This window comes from Paenibacillus sp. J22P165 (genome assembly GCF_059692015.1).
In genome coordinates, this window is the sequence record NZ_JCAUAP010000002.1 from 111,327 (window position 1) to 125,920 (window position 14,594).

Annotated in this window: 15 protein-coding genes; 2 read left to right on the top strand and 13 right to left on the bottom strand. The window is 44.9% G+C overall.

Annotated features, from left to right (window positions below):
* Window positions 1-40: 40 nt before the first annotated feature.
* Entirely contained in the window at window positions 41-523 is a 483-nt protein-coding gene (locus AC58QM_RS04605; RefSeq protein ID WP_497281801.1) for a TspO/MBR family protein, read from the top strand.
* On the opposite strand, the gene AC58QM_RS04610 is transcribed toward AC58QM_RS04605, so the two are convergent.
* The 9 genes from AC58QM_RS04610 to AC58QM_RS04650 form a co-directional block, all read right to left on the bottom strand.
* A complete protein-coding gene (locus tag AC58QM_RS04610) occupies window positions 507-2,141 on the bottom strand; it encodes a serine/threonine protein kinase (protein ID WP_497281803.1) in 1,635 nt (544 codons plus the stop codon). The genes AC58QM_RS04605 and AC58QM_RS04610 overlap by 17 nt on opposite strands.
* A 92-nt stretch (window positions 2,142-2,233) precedes the next feature.
* Window positions 2,234-3,271 (bottom strand): SAM-dependent methyltransferase, encoded by a 1,038-nt coding sequence (locus AC58QM_RS04615; RefSeq protein WP_497281805.1) that lies wholly within the window; start codon window positions 3,269-3,271, stop codon window positions 2,234-2,236.
* 54 nt (window positions 3,272-3,325) lie between these two features.
* Window positions 3,326-4,099: an ABC transporter ATP-binding protein gene (locus AC58QM_RS04620; protein WP_310223868.1), complete on the bottom strand. Its 774-nt coding sequence runs from the start codon at window positions 4,097-4,099 to the stop codon at window positions 3,326-3,328.
* A gap of 20 nt (window positions 4,100-4,119) precedes the next feature.
* The gene (locus AC58QM_RS04625) at window positions 4,120-4,470 is read right to left on the bottom strand and encodes a cyclic-phosphate processing receiver domain-containing protein (protein ID WP_497281807.1); all 351 of its coding nucleotides are present in this window, start codon (window positions 4,468-4,470) and stop codon (window positions 4,120-4,122) included.
* A gap of 4 nt (window positions 4,471-4,474) precedes the next feature.
* Entirely contained in the window at window positions 4,475-5,308 is an 834-nt protein-coding gene (locus AC58QM_RS04630) for a deoxyribonuclease IV (RefSeq protein ID WP_497281809.1), read from the bottom strand.
* A 16-nt stretch (window positions 5,309-5,324) separates the two neighbouring features.
* Window positions 5,325-6,128, bottom strand: a complete 804-nt coding sequence (locus tag AC58QM_RS04635; protein ID WP_497281811.1) for an Fpg/Nei family DNA glycosylase — start codon at window positions 6,126-6,128, stop codon at window positions 5,325-5,327.
* Window positions 6,129-6,284: 156 nt separating this feature from the next.
* The gene (locus tag AC58QM_RS04640) at window positions 6,285-7,673 is read right to left on the bottom strand and encodes a ribonuclease H-like domain-containing protein (protein WP_497281812.1); all 1,389 of its coding nucleotides are present in this window, start codon (window positions 7,671-7,673) and stop codon (window positions 6,285-6,287) included.
* A complete protein-coding gene (locus AC58QM_RS04645) occupies window positions 7,670-9,958 on the bottom strand; it encodes a DEAD/DEAH box helicase (protein WP_497281814.1) in 2,289 nt (762 codons plus the stop codon). Before AC58QM_RS04645 ends, AC58QM_RS04640 begins: the two co-directional genes overlap by 4 nt.
* Before the next feature lie 59 nt (window positions 9,959-10,017).
* The gene (locus tag AC58QM_RS04650) at window positions 10,018-10,233 is read right to left on the bottom strand and encodes a hypothetical protein (protein WP_497281816.1); all 216 of its coding nucleotides are present in this window, start codon (window positions 10,231-10,233) and stop codon (window positions 10,018-10,020) included.
* Window positions 10,234-10,389: 156 nt separating this feature from the next.
* On the opposite strand from AC58QM_RS04650, the gene AC58QM_RS04655 reads away from it, so the two are divergent.
* On the top strand, window positions 10,390-10,983 hold the full coding sequence (locus tag AC58QM_RS04655; RefSeq protein WP_497281818.1) for a nitroreductase family protein: 594 nt from the start codon (window positions 10,390-10,392) through the stop codon (window positions 10,981-10,983).
* A gap of 60 nt (window positions 10,984-11,043) precedes the next feature.
* Here AC58QM_RS04655 and AC58QM_RS04660 read toward each other — a convergent pair whose 3' ends face one another.
* From AC58QM_RS04660 to AC58QM_RS04675, 4 genes are all read right to left on the bottom strand, one after another.
* A complete protein-coding gene (locus tag AC58QM_RS04660; protein ID WP_497281820.1) occupies window positions 11,044-11,646 on the bottom strand; it encodes a hypothetical protein in 603 nt (200 codons plus the stop codon).
* Entirely contained in the window at window positions 11,630-13,237 is a 1,608-nt protein-coding gene (pilM, locus tag AC58QM_RS04665) for a pilus assembly protein PilM (protein ID WP_497281822.1), read from the bottom strand. Before pilM ends, AC58QM_RS04660 begins: the two co-directional genes overlap by 17 nt.
* 15 nt (window positions 13,238-13,252) lie before the next feature.
* A complete protein-coding gene (locus AC58QM_RS04670; RefSeq protein ID WP_497281824.1) occupies window positions 13,253-14,011 on the bottom strand; it encodes a prepilin peptidase in 759 nt (252 codons plus the stop codon).
* A gap of 79 nt (window positions 14,012-14,090) precedes the next feature.
* Window positions 14,091-14,582 (bottom strand): type II secretion system protein, encoded by a 492-nt coding sequence (locus AC58QM_RS04675; RefSeq protein WP_497281826.1) that lies wholly within the window; start codon window positions 14,580-14,582, stop codon window positions 14,091-14,093.
* Between the last annotated feature and the right edge of the window lie 12 nt (window positions 14,583-14,594).

The window sequence follows — 14,594 nt, forward strand, 5'->3', positions numbered from 1 at the left end:
TATTAAAACAAGCTATACAATTCACAGGAGGTGCTTCCATGTGTTTACGTTTATCATCGTTTTTTTGATTACTTATGCACTTTTCTCGATTTCAGGCGTACTATTCCCAACAGATCTCACTTACTACGCTACTCTGAAAAAACCAAGTTGGAATCCGCCAGCCAAGTTGTTTGGAATCGCATGGGCCATTATCTACGCGCTCATCTCAGCCTCTGTTGCCATCGTCTACATCTCAACAGACGGCTTTCAGCAGGCTGCAACTAGTTATGTTCTGATTTTGCTTATCAACTATGTAGCCAATCAAGCATTCACCTTTTTTGAATTTAAATTAAAAAATGTACGTCTAGCTTTTCTGGACACAGTGTTAGTCGCAATCACAACGTTTATGTTAATTTATGCAACTATTCCCTATTCCAAACTGGCAGCTTGGTTATTAGTTCCTTATTTATTATGGTCATGCTTTGCTACCCTACTCGCCTGGACAATTTATCAGCTGAATAAAAAACCTAACCTAGCTTATTAAATTTAGAAAATAAAGATTTCCTTTGGGGCCGATCCAATGATTTAAGGCTTTCTTTTGGAAGCATTTCACGTAGAAATGGCTTGAGCGCTTCGAAAAAAGTAGGCAAATAAGTGGGAGCATCCTGAATGCACTCCCCTTTCCAAATCGCGTTCAGCACATCGTCTCTAGGAATTTCTGGCATCGTACACAACGGAACCGCTGGTAAAGAACTCTCCCATTCTTTTCGGAATTGCGAAGGAATATTTCCTCTAGCAATATAATGCACAGGTATGCCACGCTTCTGATACGATTCAAAAAGATCCAAATATTTGCGCGAACTTGGTCGTGAACATTTGCCCGGCGAAGCATCTATCATGACAATAATCTCATCCGCACAATTGCATAGCTCCTGAACAGCAGGGTGCTCCCACTGAGTCGAAACGTCCCATAGGACGATCGGCTTTTTGATCATGTGCAGCAACTTAAATGAATCTGTCGATTGCCAAATGCCTGCCATGCCATCAGGGTCTGTGGGTACCCATGTGGTAAAACCATTTGTCCATACCGTTGAAGTATGCATGAGTGTTGGGTCTTGTAGGAGCTGTGAGGGGAATTTATACGTATCAGGGGCATGCCGATCACCGTAGAGCAGCATATACAAATCAGGATCAATCGTGGGGTGTTCGACTAACGCGTTGGGAATTTGTAGCGCATGCAAGATCCTCGCTAAGGTTACTGCTGTAAATGTTGCACCTATACCTGCAAAGAGTCCGCCTACGACGATTAATTGGTCTGTAATTTTTATGGGAGACGTGTGTTTCTGTTTTGAATTGGAAGAAGGCTCATCGGGGTACATAGAACGAAGTCTATGTCTGACTTCCATCGCAGTTTGGCAGCGGTTCTGGGGCTGGTCTTGCAGAAGTAGATGAATCGTTGTAAGTAAATCTTCAGGAATCCCTGATTTCAGCTGTCCCAAAGGCTTGGGAGTGAGATACGCGTAGTGGCCGCCAGATAATAAGTAATACAGTAAGGATCCCAGCGTGTATAGATCGCTACGAGCATCGGTTTGTTGACCTAAATATTGTTCAGGAGCTGCGAATCCAATGGTTCCCATTTGCATGGTATCCGATGCTTGCCCTTGCTTAAATTGCCTGGCTACGCCGAAATCGATTAATCGCACTTGGCTATGTTCATTGAGCATCACATTGGAAGGTTTGAGATCGCGGTAAATAATCGGTCGAGGCTGAAAGGTGTGTAAATAGTGGAAAATATCAATGAGTTGAAAAGCAATTTGGACAATTTGTGTGATTGGCATCTCACGATGATGCTGTTCGAATAAATCTTGTAACGTGGGGCCTTCGATGTAATCCATCACCAGATACCCTTTTTTCTCTTCCGTGATAAAATAGTCCACTAATTGAGGCAGCTGCGCATGTCCAAGTTTGGCGAGCATTTCTGCTTCTTCCAAAAATGTGTTCGTATCTGTATCTGAAAATAGGATTTCCTTTACAGCCCAGCGCTTTCCTCTTAGTTTCTCATCCTCGGCTAGATACACTTGACTCATACCCCCTTGACCAAGCAGAGAGATAAGTCGGTATCTTCCTCCAATCAGCAAGCCCTGCCACTGCGGTGTGTGCATATCGATAACTAAAAACCCCCTCTTGTAAGCAAGCCATAATGCACTTGATTATAAGGGAGGGTGGTTAGAAAATCCAGTTAATCTTCCAAATTTTATATCTTCTGTAAATAAAGAGTTAGTTCTTCCCGATTATGAAATAGCTGCTTCGCTTTTAAGAGGAATAGGGAGTCCTCAAAAATACGTAAGATATCACGCACGGTTTGGAACGGTTTTTTGTGCATGAGTTTCACTGTAATGATCGCGGTACCTCCACTTTGTAAAGAGAAAAGCAGATCCGCCACGAGACGTCCCATTTGCCGCGGGTCCCAACTCATGTCACACACAAGTAAATCAAACTCATTTTCGCGAAGCTTCACATCTCCGGCATTTTTCTTTAAGAACGTCAACAGCGGATTACCGAGAAGTCTAGGATTCATGGCCGCTGGATCGATAGCTGTTACTTTCAAGCCACGTTCTAGCAGCAATGACGTCCATCCACCAGGAGCAGCTCCAATATCAATCGCTTTGCGTGCTACGCTAAAATCAATACCAAACCGCTGTTCTGCTTCCAAAAGCTTAAACTTTGCCCGTGAAATCTGATCCTCTTCCTTCATGAAGCGAATTGCGCCACCTGACCAGTCCGACAAGTTTTCTGCCGGTTTGGAAATACCGATGAACAACTTCTTTGCGCTGATATAAACCGAAATAATGTGGTCCGCATACCGAACTACGGGGTCAGCTCCACACTCCGCTGTAAGAATTTCATCGATCGCAGCTTTAATAGCAAAAGGAGCATACGGCACATCGGCCCGCTCTTCTTTGCGAATTTGCGTAGCTATTTTCTCACCAAAAACAAAAAGTCCAGAGGCATAGGCTTCACGAACCCAAGCCTTTACATGCGCAATATCCGCATCCGTACGGGAAAGCTCCCATTCTTGATGAACAGGCTGCACATGACGTAGAAAAATAGGTTCTTGATCTTGCAGCGCTGGAATCACTTGATTGGCATCATCAGGAACTTGGAAATAAAATACCTCTGTTGGTATCAACAAAGTAAATTTGGTCAATGGAAACAACTTGCGAATTTCGTCTTGTGCATATTGCGCAAATCCATGATTCGAGGTTCCTATATAGGTCGTTAATTGTGTCATAGCCGCATCCTTAATGTAATTTACGTTCTTGCTTTCAGTGCTTATCTGCCTTGCTTATTTACCACCAATTACTTTAATCCACGGACGATCTTGGTACCATTCCAATGAAATATCGATTGCGAAAGCTTGACGAATGTTCTCTGGTGTTAATACTTCTTCTTTGCGTCCTGCAGCAATCAATTTACCTTGTTCGATAATGGCGACATGCGTAAATAAAGGAACGATTTCCTCGATGTGGTGCGTTACATAAACAACAGTAATGTCTTGTTTACTTAAATCGTTGATGTCCGCTAAGAGGAGCTCTCTCTCGTACAAATCCAATCCAGCAGCTGGCTCGTCCATAATAAGAATATCTGGCTGCATCATCAGGGATCTGGCAAGCATGACCTTTTTCCGCTCACCTTGCGAGAGCGTGCCCAGTGGTTGGCCAGCGAGATGTGGAAGTCGTACACGTTCCAGCATAGCAAATGCGCGATCTTTCACTTCTTGTGGAATCTCTTCATAGAAGCGGAGATACGCATACTCACCCGTCGCTACAACCTCGATGACTAAGTCATTTAGGTTCAATTTTTCAAATAACGATTGGGAAATATATCCAATTTTCTTGCGTACTTCACGAACGTCGCATTGACCATAGCGATTGCCAAGCACATCAACTGTGCCTCTCGTTGGAAATTCATAGCCATTCATCATCTCTAGCAGCGTTGTTTTACCTGAACCATTACGGCCCAGCAATACCCAGTGTTCACCGGATTCGATATGTACATTCACATCATCTAAAATATGGCGTTCGCCACGAATAAAATGTATCCCTGATAAATGAATCATAAGTTCGGTTTCCTTTCAGATTACGGTTTTCTTGGTTTACTTTGAGCAACTTGTAACAGTAATTCATCCGGCATGCGATGCGCGAATAATCCCATGTCCTCTGGCTTAGCAGCATATAGCGCTTGATACATCTGTGTACATGCAGAAGGGCTGGACGTATGAATATAAATCGTCTTGGGAAACTTACGTCCACTAATCAACCAATGAACGACATCCATGCCTGTTTGTTTCGACATCCAACCCAAGTCATGATCCAGCGATAAAATATCAACTTCATATTCTTCGAGTAAAGTGATACATTCTACGGCATCTTTGGCTAAAACAAATCCTTGAGGACAAGGACGCGAATCATCTAAGTATACATGAATCATCCACTCATTTCCTTTCCAGCAACGAATTTACGAACGAAATTTCTTGCCGGTGCGTGCCATCTGGTCCGCTAGATGTTTCCAAAACCACAGGAATCCCCTGCAAATAAGGGGAAGCTAACATTGTTTGAAAACTCGCTACTCCGATATGACCTGCCCCGATATTCGCATGCCGATCACGGCGTGATCCGTAAGAGTAGACAGAATCGTTCAGATGAACCGCTTTTAAATGTGGCAGATAATCTAGCTTTGTCCCTTTCGATTCCAGCTCACGCCAATCAGTTCCTTGCCATAAACGACTGGCAAATGCGTGACAAGTATCGAGACAAAAACCGATTTTCTCAGGATGATTACACAGCAACCGTACCTGTACCATTTCTTCCATGGTCAGACCTAACTGAGCCCCTTCTCCTGCTTGATTTTCAAGCAAAATGAAAGAAGCACCCGTGTAGTCCTCCGTAGCGCTATTCAAACATTGTATAATATTTTTGTAACCTTGTAACGGGTCTTTTCCTGCATATTTGCCAAAATGTACCACAAGCCCGACTGAACCACAGGCATTCACAATGTCCAAACCATTCTTCAGTAGCTTAACCATGACTTCACGTTCAGGTTCATCCACTGCTGGATTCAAGGCATAAGGCGCATGACCAATAGAAACAATGCCTTGCTCCTTGCATAGCACCGAACAAGCGCTTGTGTCTTTGGCGTTGACTGCTTTCGTTACAAGACTTCGAGGATTCATAGGGAAATATTGAAAAGCAGTTGCCCCAATTGAGATTGCTGCCTTGGCTGCGTTCAGATAACTGCCACGGGTACTTACATGTGCACCGACATACATGGTTCCATCCTACCTTTCACACTTGGCAATGGGCACAATAGAAGCATTTCCGACTAGATACTTCCGTATGAATAATGGGTTGACCACAACGCGGGCAAGGCTCATTCCCCCGATCATAAACACGACAGCGCGGATTGTACTGTCCCGTCAACCGATCCCCAACAAATAACGGTTCCTCCATATAGCCACCGAATTGAATCGCTTCTCGAAGTAAGGCTTGCATCGCTTGATAGAGCTTCATTTGCTCATTATCAGAGAGCGAAGGTACTTTACGCAAGGGCAAAATCCCTGCTTCAAAACAAATCTCATCTGAATAACAATTCCCAATGCCAGATAAAAAACTTTGATCAACTAGGGACACTTTTAGATTGCCTTTTTTCGAGCGTAACACACGACGAAATTGATTCAAGTCCACTCCAAGTGGTTCAGGCCCTAGTTTTTGCAATATTTTTTCAACTTCCGTTGACGTGTGATAGTGTAAATACCCTAATCGTAGTCCAATAAAAGATAGATGATGTTCACCCAAGTGGATCTCTACCTGAACAGTTCTGTCGGGCTTTTCTTCCTGCGTGCCGTAAAATATCCAGCCACCAAGCATGAGGTGCAACACTAATACTTCTCCAGTAGCTAGGTGAAAAAGCAAGTGCTTGGCCCTGCGCTCAATCCGTGCAATTCGGTTACCCGTAAGCTTTCTAACAAACTCGTCCGGGTCTATATTTAATGATTTGGGCCGTGTTACTTCGGCTCCCGTAATCGGTACACCTAGTATCAATCTCGACAATTGCTGACGATATGTTTCCATTTCCGGAAGCTCGGGCACGACGCTCACTCCTAGCCGTTTTTATACCTTGTATAACCAAATGGCGACTCGTGTAAACACCCTTCATAAGGGCCGAAAACTACACAAGCGTTACGGAGATTAGGAAAGCGTAATACCCCTTCAGGAAGGGTAACGTTCATATCAAAAAAATGATCATTATATTAAACCTTCGCTGGCGTATGCCGGCTTAATCGTTTTTTTGCTCTTTCTTTTTGGCAACACATGGTCTAACGAAGATGGGAGTCCTTGAGACTGAGAAATCCTCTCATTTTTACACATTTTATCTTTCAAACGGCCAAGCCGTTTCTCCCATGCTTCCTCGATCTCATTAATCTTACGATCACCACGGTGCAATGCACGTCTTCGCCAAAGTCTTGCCCATGCTTCCTCCGCATAAAAAATGGCTTGAGTCAAATTCTTCTCACGATGCTCAAAATACATCGCAAGCTCCAAATATGGCTCTAACTGCAAGGAAATGCTCGCAGGCTTAAGTAGGATCGCATGTTTCCACAGTGTCGTTGCCCGGTCATATTGACCGCATTTCTTGTAGTAGCTTGCTAGTTGAAGCAAAGCCGTTTCGCGTTCAATTGGCGGTGTCGTAGCTACATCCAACGTTAATTTCTCATATAACTCGTCAAAATAACGCTTCGCTTTGGCAGGTCGTGCCATTTTCTCAAGCCATAGGCCTGTGCGGAAAAGCTCTTCTAGTTCGAGCCTGGGGTCAAGTTCAAGATCACTTAGTCCATCATCTGGCCTCAGCAGGTTTCCAAAATGAATCGTCAAAGCGGCCAATGTCACAATATCATGCTCATTATGGATGAAAACACCTTCAAGTACGGATGGATCCTTCTCAGCCAAGTATTGAAAATACAACGCTGGTGCCATCGATCCTGGTACATCATCCACGCGCTCAAACCCTAAGCGGCTCTCCTCCACCTTGCTGAGCCGACAGGAAGGCAGCGTGTTCCGCCATAGACTCCTTGACGGATATAGAAGATCGAGCTGAAGGAGCTCTGAATCATCCAAGCTAAGACGATTCAAAACAAACCGATTCTTAAGTATCGGCCAATCAAACGTTCGGCCGTTATACGAAACGATATGCGTATATCGTTCTAACAATTCTTTCAAATACACCAGCATCGCATGTTCCTCTGCTGGGTTACGAATCATGAGCTGTTCCACCGTGAACAGCTCTCCCGTGTAGTAGCCGATGCCGACCATGAACGGCACATTGCCTGCACCGACGCCGAGTCCGGTTGTCTCGGTATCGAAGAAGAGCAGCTCTTCGAGCCGGACGACGGCGTCCCCGCCGTGAAAGCTGGACAGCTGAGGCGCAACATCGGCAAGCTCTCGCAGCCGATATTTGCCGTGCGCGCTGTCCGCGCCGTACACACGGCGCCGCATGATGAACGAGCCCGCTGGGCTCGTCGTGATATGGGCGCCGAGCTGCGCCCACTCGCCCCCTGCCTCCGGCGGGGGCGGCGGTGTTACGCCAGCGGCTGCGGGTCCACGCAGCCGGCCGAGCCTTTCGCGGAGCCCGCTCATCGGGCACCGCCTTCAAGCTCTGCGAGCAGCTCCAGCGCGAGCTTCTTGCCCAGCAGGCCGACCTCTTCGATCGGCCCGACACAGGCTGGGCAGCCGCTGATACAACCGCAATCTTGAATCAGGCTCCGCGCCTGGTCCATCAGCTGTCCGTGGACCTCGTACAGCCGATCACTAAGACCTACGCCGCCTGGATAGCGGTCGTAGAAAAACACCGTCGGCAGCTTGTTATGCACCGCCTTCACTTGCGGCACGACCCGAATATCCATCGGGTCGCACATCAAATACAACGGCGCCAGATGCGCCAGGACATTGGCAATGCCAAGCAGCGCATGCTGCATGTCATTGGCCGATCGTCCCGCCGCCATCGCCTCGTCAAAAGTAAACCAATAGGAGCTCGTATGCAGCTCCTCTTCTGGCAATCGAATCGGCCCCGAGCCGATATTTTCATGAGTTCGCAAACGAATTTTCTTAAAAATCGTTGGCTGTGCATTTACCGTAACCTCGCCTAACTGGCGAAGAAGACCGCCTACACGACCCTCTCGATTCACATGCAACACTTTCAACTGAACCGCCATACTCGCATCCGTAAAATAATCCACACTAACTTGTCGCACAAAGGCTTTCTTTTCTTCATAATCCAACTTTTCCACTTGGAATTGAATGCCTTCATGAATATAAATAGCTTCTTCGTGAATCAGTGTTGGTGCGCTGAAACGATCACATTCCCCAATCACCCGATGACCATTGGTCATATCGATAATAATGAAATTCTCTTGCGCCGCAGAGCGCAGCGAGATGTTATGTGCGGGGAAGGACTGCTCCATCCAATACCAACGATCATTGACCTGATGAAGCACCTGTTCCTCGGTTAAATATTCAAGCACATCGGTGAGCGACTCCTCGCCGAACTTCTCATTCGCTTCAAAAGGCAGCTCATACGCCGCACACTTCACATGATCCACAAGTATGATCAAGTTGTCGGGATGAATCCGCGCCTGCTCAGGAGGGCGCTCGAAGAAATACCGCGGGTTCTGGATCAAATACTGATCCAGGGGGTTGCTGCTCGCGACGAGGATCGTCAGCGAGGTCTCCTGCCGCCGTCCGGCACGCCCGGACTGTTGCCAAGTGCTGGCTATTGTGCCTGGATAGCCATTAAGCACACACGCTTGGAGCTGGCCAATGTCGATACCCAGCTCCAGCGCGTTCGTGCTCACGACGCCGCGTATCTCGCCGCTGCGTAAGCCTCTTTCGATCTCCCGGCGCAGCTTGGGGAGATACCCGCCGCGATAGCCGCGGATCGATTTGCTGCCCAGCTCGTGACTCACGAGCTCTTGCAGATAGGTCAGCAAGATCTCAACGCGCACGCGGCTTCGTGCAAAAACAATCGTCTGTATCCCGCTCCGCAGCAGCGTTCCCGCTAGCTTGCGCGTCTCCAAGACGGAGCTTTTACGAATCCCCAGTTGTTGATTAACGACCGGAGGATTATAAAAAACAAAGTGCTTCTCGCCAGCTGGTGCACCGTTATTATCAATCAACGCAACGGATTCACCGATTAGTCGCTCCGCATGCTCCTTCGGGTTATCAATCGTCGCGGATGCACAAATAAACTGTGGATTTGACCCGTAGAAACGGCAAATCCGTTTCAACCTGCGGATCACATTGGCCACGTGACTACCAAAAACACCCCGATAGGAATGGACCTCATCGATGACAATATAATTCAAATTCTCAAATAGTTTCACCCATTTGGTGTGATGCGGGAGAATGGCAGAATGCAGCATGTCTGGATTCGTGACGACAATGTGCCCGGCATTTCGAATGGCTTGCCGAACCGTCGGCGGCGTATCGCCATCATACGTATGCGTTTTGATATCAACGTCCATAAATTCAATCATTTCCTGAAGTTCAGCAACTTGGTCCTGTGCTAATGCTTTCGTTGGAAATAAGTAGAGCGCTCGCGAGGCATCGTTCTCCAAAATCTTCTGCAGAACTGGCAAGTTGTAGCAAAGCGTCTTTCCAGACGCTGTCGGAGTAACCGTTACAACATGATTCCCCGCAGTCACCTGACGAAAAGACTCCGCTTGATGCGTATATAATTGTCCAATGTTTTTATGTTTAAGCGCAGAACAAATACCCTCATGCAATCCTTCTGGAAAATTAGCCAGCTTCGGATCACGTGGGGGTATTGTGTGCCAATATGTCACTTGTGCCATGATTTCGGGCGTTTGGCGCAGCCCAGCAATCATCTCTATCATTGAAGAAACCTTACCTGTGAAAGGATTCATAAACCGAATCTCCTTACCCATTTCGTTTCTTCCATTTTACAGAATATACGTTCGTATGTCTACATTAAATCAGCTGAATCGTCATAATCGTATCGAAAACCGTCAAGATCATCGCTTGTCATCTGAGCTGTAACTGATAATGCTTGATTTGCACTTTCTTGCATTTTATACAATACTTCTTGATAGTCTCTAGTTCGGTGCTCTTCTCTATCATGCTTCATGGCAGTTCTTAAAGCTCTTTCAATGATAATGACATCATGACTTGTGAAATTCACGGCTTCTCGCACCTCTTCTTAGTCCATCATTTCATAACATTTAGCTTTGCCAAATTGCTCCAAGCCCATACAATTCAACTAAAAATTAAGAAATTCGTAAACCAGCGTAGAATAAGGTAAAATTAGGATGAATTCGAAAATAAGGAGGAATTACTAATGTCCGCATCATTACCAGCAGAAATCGAAACACACCGCCAACCGGAACACGAAATCAACCCACAATTCCTTGAAAGATGGTCGCCGCGCTCCTTCTCGGATCAAGAAGTTTCAGAAGATGTTTTGCTTAGCCTATTTGAAGCAGCAAGATGGGCACCTTCAGGAAGTAACAATCAACCGTGGCGCTTTATTGTTGCTCGCACACCAGAACAACTAGCTAAATTTCATACATTTATAAATCCATTTAATCTTGTTTGGTGCGAGAAAGCTCCTGTTCTTACTCTCATTTTCTCACATACCAAAACACCAAAAGGGACAGATAACCCTAGTCATGCGTTCGATGCTGGCGCGGCTTGGGGATACTTAGCACTTGAGGCAAATAATCAAGGACTAGTCACGCATGCTATGGGTGGATTTGATGCCGACAAAGCACGTGAAACCCTTCAAATCCCAGCTGATTATCAGCTTCATGCTGTTATTGCTATTGGACATCGCGGACCTGTCGAAGCTCTCCCTGAGAACTTGCAAGAACGCGAAATTCCATCAGGAAGACGCGAAGTGAGTGAGTTTATTTACGCCGGACAATTTGAATAATGCTAGCTGTTTACGAAAAAACAGGACATCACTTTACGATAAGTGGCGTCCTGTTTTTTTCTAATACGGTGATTCGATTTTGTCCACTTTCGACTTATAAGATGGATCAAAATATGCCGTAAAACTTAGATTTACTGTGATTTTCTTGTTTGCTTCTTTCGGTAAATTACCATAGTTAACAGCATCCACATTGATCAAACGCGGCAGGGATTGCAATTGTGATAGCGCAGCCGAAACTTCTTTGAATGTTCCATTTACAGTTGTTGTTACTTTGATCTCTCGAACATTCGGGAAAGCATTCTTTTTCGTCGTGTCTGTTGGCTGCGCCGTTTTATCATTCATACTGTAAGCAATGCTGCTAAAAGTAACATTCTGATCTGTTCTGATTTTATTTAAATCAAGTGTTAATTGCTCTGTATTATCCCACAGAGGAAGCGCAGCTTGTACATCTTTCATTGATGGACCTGGGTTTGTTTTTTGCTTTTCACTCACTTTTTGCGTGAGAAGTTGAATTTGCTTATCAAGAGCGCTAACTTCATTCACTTGATTCTTCACTTTGGTTGAGGAAGGAATCTGCACAAAGTAATAAAAGGCGAATAGCCCTAAAAAAAGCAGCACAGCGACGAACAAAAGCAATGTTTGCTGATTATTTTGTTTGGACATTCGTTGTCGCAGCCCCCTTCACTTCCGTCGTCGCAGCCTTATTCGCAGCATCCTTGGCCGCTTCCTTCTTCAGAGAAATGGAATAATTCACCACATATTGCTTCGCTGGTAGCGAACTCGCATTCATGTCAGTGACAGTATCATCTGAGGAGCTGCTTTCCGCAGCGCCATTCAACGTTGTTTTCCCATTCGTCGATTCTGTGATGGATTGTAGCAAGGCATTCTCCCCAAAAGTAAGTTTGCGAAGGTAATACAAATAGCGCGCTGAATCTTCCATTTTGGTAAAAAGTACCGTTAGGGAGATCTGTGAATCTGCCGAGTAGGCCATCGTAGTGATGCGCCCATCTACAGGTAATGGTTTCATCAGATCATTTGCTATGACGACGACATCTTTACGAGAAGCCTTCATTGTTGTAATAAAATTAGCTGGGTCAGAGGTAAGCTCGGGTTTTACCAATAATTTGGCTTCTAGAATCGCTTTGTTCTGATTTAATTGAGTGAGTTTGGACGTGTTTTGTGTAATTTCTTTGCTATTTCCCCAATACGTATAGCCACTAATACCCATGCAGGCTATCCATGCGATGACAAATATCCATAAGATAAACATCTTAATCTTGGTCTCTGCTTTCCGATGCGGCTGCAGGTTAATGCATGCATTTCGCTTCGAAAACATCGCAACACCAGCAGCAACACGAAACGCGTTGGCATTAAAATCTTTGGATCTACTTTTGGTGAAAATATCAAAATCCAGCGTCTCTACATGAAGTTCTGTAAGTCCCAGTTGCAATTCTCTATGTAGTTGAATTCTAGTTTCATTTGCCCCCGTTACGATTATATGTGAGATTCGGCTTGCCCCTTCTTGAATGCTATATTGATAAAAGCTCAACATTCTTGAAATCTCGGCAATAATTTCGCCAACCTGATCGGAAGTCAATTCTTCCATACCATTCGTTTCATGATCCACTAACGTGATCGTTCGCATGAAGATGGGATTGCCATTTTGCAGCATATACACTTCAAGAGCATTTTTATCTAGTGAAACAAGCATCGATTCTTGGACAAAATCATTCTGCTGCGCAGCGATCGCTCTGGCAAGTGCTGTCGCTGATATTTCTACGGCTCTAACATGAACGCCCGCATCTTCAAAAATGTTTACATAACTCTGCATTAATTTCTTAGGTGCAGCAAATACCAGGACTTGTGTACTCTCATCGTCATGTCCGACTTTAATGAAATCATAAACAGGATCTTCAAAAGGTAAACGGAGTGCCGTTTCGACCTCTAGCTCTACGAGTTGACTAAGCTCAGCAGCCTTAACACTCGGAATACGCATTTTACGAATAATAATTTGCGAAGTTGGGATTGCAACAGTTGCCGTAGCTCCCCGAAGTTTCTCCGTTTTGACCCAGTGTTTAACTTGCAGACTTAGTGACTCTGTATTCATAATATGATCTTCAACAATGATGCCTGGTGGGATTGGCAAATAGCCGCTAGACCCGATCTCCCACGACTTTTTCTTCTTGATCCTTACATATCGGACACCCGTTTGATCAATTGTTATTCCGATTCGTTTATTACCTAGACCGAACATGCCCATCACATCCTGCTATCCGATTAAATTGAGGTACGCTTGTATGAGATCCGATCCATATCCATATGAAATAAGAATGCCCACAGCCAAATAGGGGCCAAATGGGACCGGTTGTTTTCTCTTGATGAGTTTTAACAGCAGCAGCAATCCACCGATTAGACTACCGATTAGACATGCCAAAACGAAAGCCACAAGGATATGAGTCCAACCTACGACAAAGCCGCAAACCAACAGGAGCTTGGCATCTCCCATTCCCATTCCACCGCGCGTTAACATGGAGATCATAACGACAATTCCACATCCAATTACAGCTCCAAGCACATAACTCCACCAAGCCTGTTCATCTGGAACAACAACTCTTACAACTACACATATAGGAAAGAAAAAGAGTAAAACCTGATTCGGTATTCGCATAACCGTTACATCCGAAATCGTAATAATAACTAATAAACTTACCAGCACAAATCCTACTATTGCTTCCGCTGACATACCCACATGCACATACACCCAGAGAAACAATAACCCCGTTGCAAGCTCTCCGATTGGATATAAAATAGAAACTCTCGCTTGGCAATATTTACATTTTCCTCGGTTAAAAAGATAGCTGATCACCGGGATCAGATCCCTAGTTTTCAATTGCGTCCCACAGGATGGGCACGCGGAAGGCGGCTTCACGATGGACTGCTTCGCAGGCACGCGTAAAGCAACTACGTTATAGAACGAACCTAGAACAAGACCAAGGATGAAAACATAAATCGCGATTAATATCGTCATGTGTTAGGGTCGCTTTCGTTAGATTTTAAAAAAGGAATCGGAATGGACCGATTCCTTTAGAGGGATATTGTAAAAGTTGCTATTCTGATTCTGGTAAAGCAGTTTTTGTAACTTTTCCACTACTTGATAAAATACTTGCACTTCCCAAAGTATAAACACCAGGAGCACTTCCTGTATCAACAATTAAAGAAATACTGCTTATCGCACCATTTGAATAAGTAACTAATCCGCCAGTAACTTTATCTTTCGAACTCGGTAAAACAAGTGGATCTTCTAAATAATGTTTAAATTGGAGACCAGTTTTGGGATTGGTTGCACTATCTGATATAACTGGAATAGCAGTGCTTCCAGCTGAACCATTCAATTCTGCAGTCACATACAATTTTGAAGCATTATATACCTGTACAAATGTAGCTACATCCGAATCATCCTTTGATTTTTGAATTATTCCCAAAATATAAGGCACCGCAATCGCCGCAATAACCGCCAAAATAACGATAACTGCCAATAACTCAATCAAGGTAAAGCCCTTCTCTTCTTTTTTCAAACGATTCATCATTTTAATTAACATCGTCATTACCTC

Excerpts from the sequence above, each read along its gene's own strand:
- AC58QM_RS04675 (WP_497281826.1), bottom strand. The coding sequence starts at position 14,582 with ATGTTAATTAAAATGATGAATCGTTTGAAAAAAGAAGAGAAGGGCTTT.
- AC58QM_RS04630 (WP_497281809.1), bottom strand. The coding sequence starts at position 5,308 with ATGTATGTCGGTGCACATGTAAGTACCCGTGGCAGTTATCTGAACGCA.
- AC58QM_RS04645 (WP_497281814.1), bottom strand. The coding sequence starts at position 9,958 with ATGAATCCTTTCACAGGTAAGGTTTCTTCAATGATAGAGATGATTGCT.
- AC58QM_RS04610 (WP_497281803.1), bottom strand. The coding sequence starts at position 2,141 with ATGCACACACCGCAGTGGCAGGGCTTGCTGATTGGAGGAAGATACCGA.
- AC58QM_RS04655 (WP_497281818.1), top strand. The coding sequence starts at position 10,390 with ATGTCCGCATCATTACCAGCAGAAATCGAAACACACCGCCAACCGGAA.
- AC58QM_RS04625 (WP_497281807.1), bottom strand. The coding sequence starts at position 4,470 with ATGATTCATGTATACTTAGATGATTCGCGTCCTTGTCCTCAAGGATTT.
- AC58QM_RS04620 (WP_310223868.1), bottom strand. The coding sequence starts at position 4,099 with ATGATTCATTTATCAGGGATACATTTTATTCGTGGCGAACGCCATATT.
- pilM (WP_497281822.1), bottom strand. The coding sequence starts at position 13,237 with ATGTTCGGTCTAGGTAATAAACGAATCGGAATAACAATTGATCAAACG.
- AC58QM_RS04640 (WP_497281812.1), bottom strand. The coding sequence starts at position 7,673 with ATGAGCGGGCTCCGCGAAAGGCTCGGCCGGCTGCGTGGACCCGCAGCC.
- AC58QM_RS04660 (WP_497281820.1), bottom strand. The coding sequence starts at position 11,646 with ATGTCCAAACAAAATAATCAGCAAACATTGCTTTTGTTCGTCGCTGTG.
- AC58QM_RS04670 (WP_497281824.1), bottom strand. The coding sequence starts at position 14,011 with ATGACGATATTAATCGCGATTTATGTTTTCATCCTTGGTCTTGTTCTA.
- AC58QM_RS04615 (WP_497281805.1), bottom strand. The coding sequence starts at position 3,271 with ATGACACAATTAACGACCTATATAGGAACCTCGAATCATGGATTTGCG.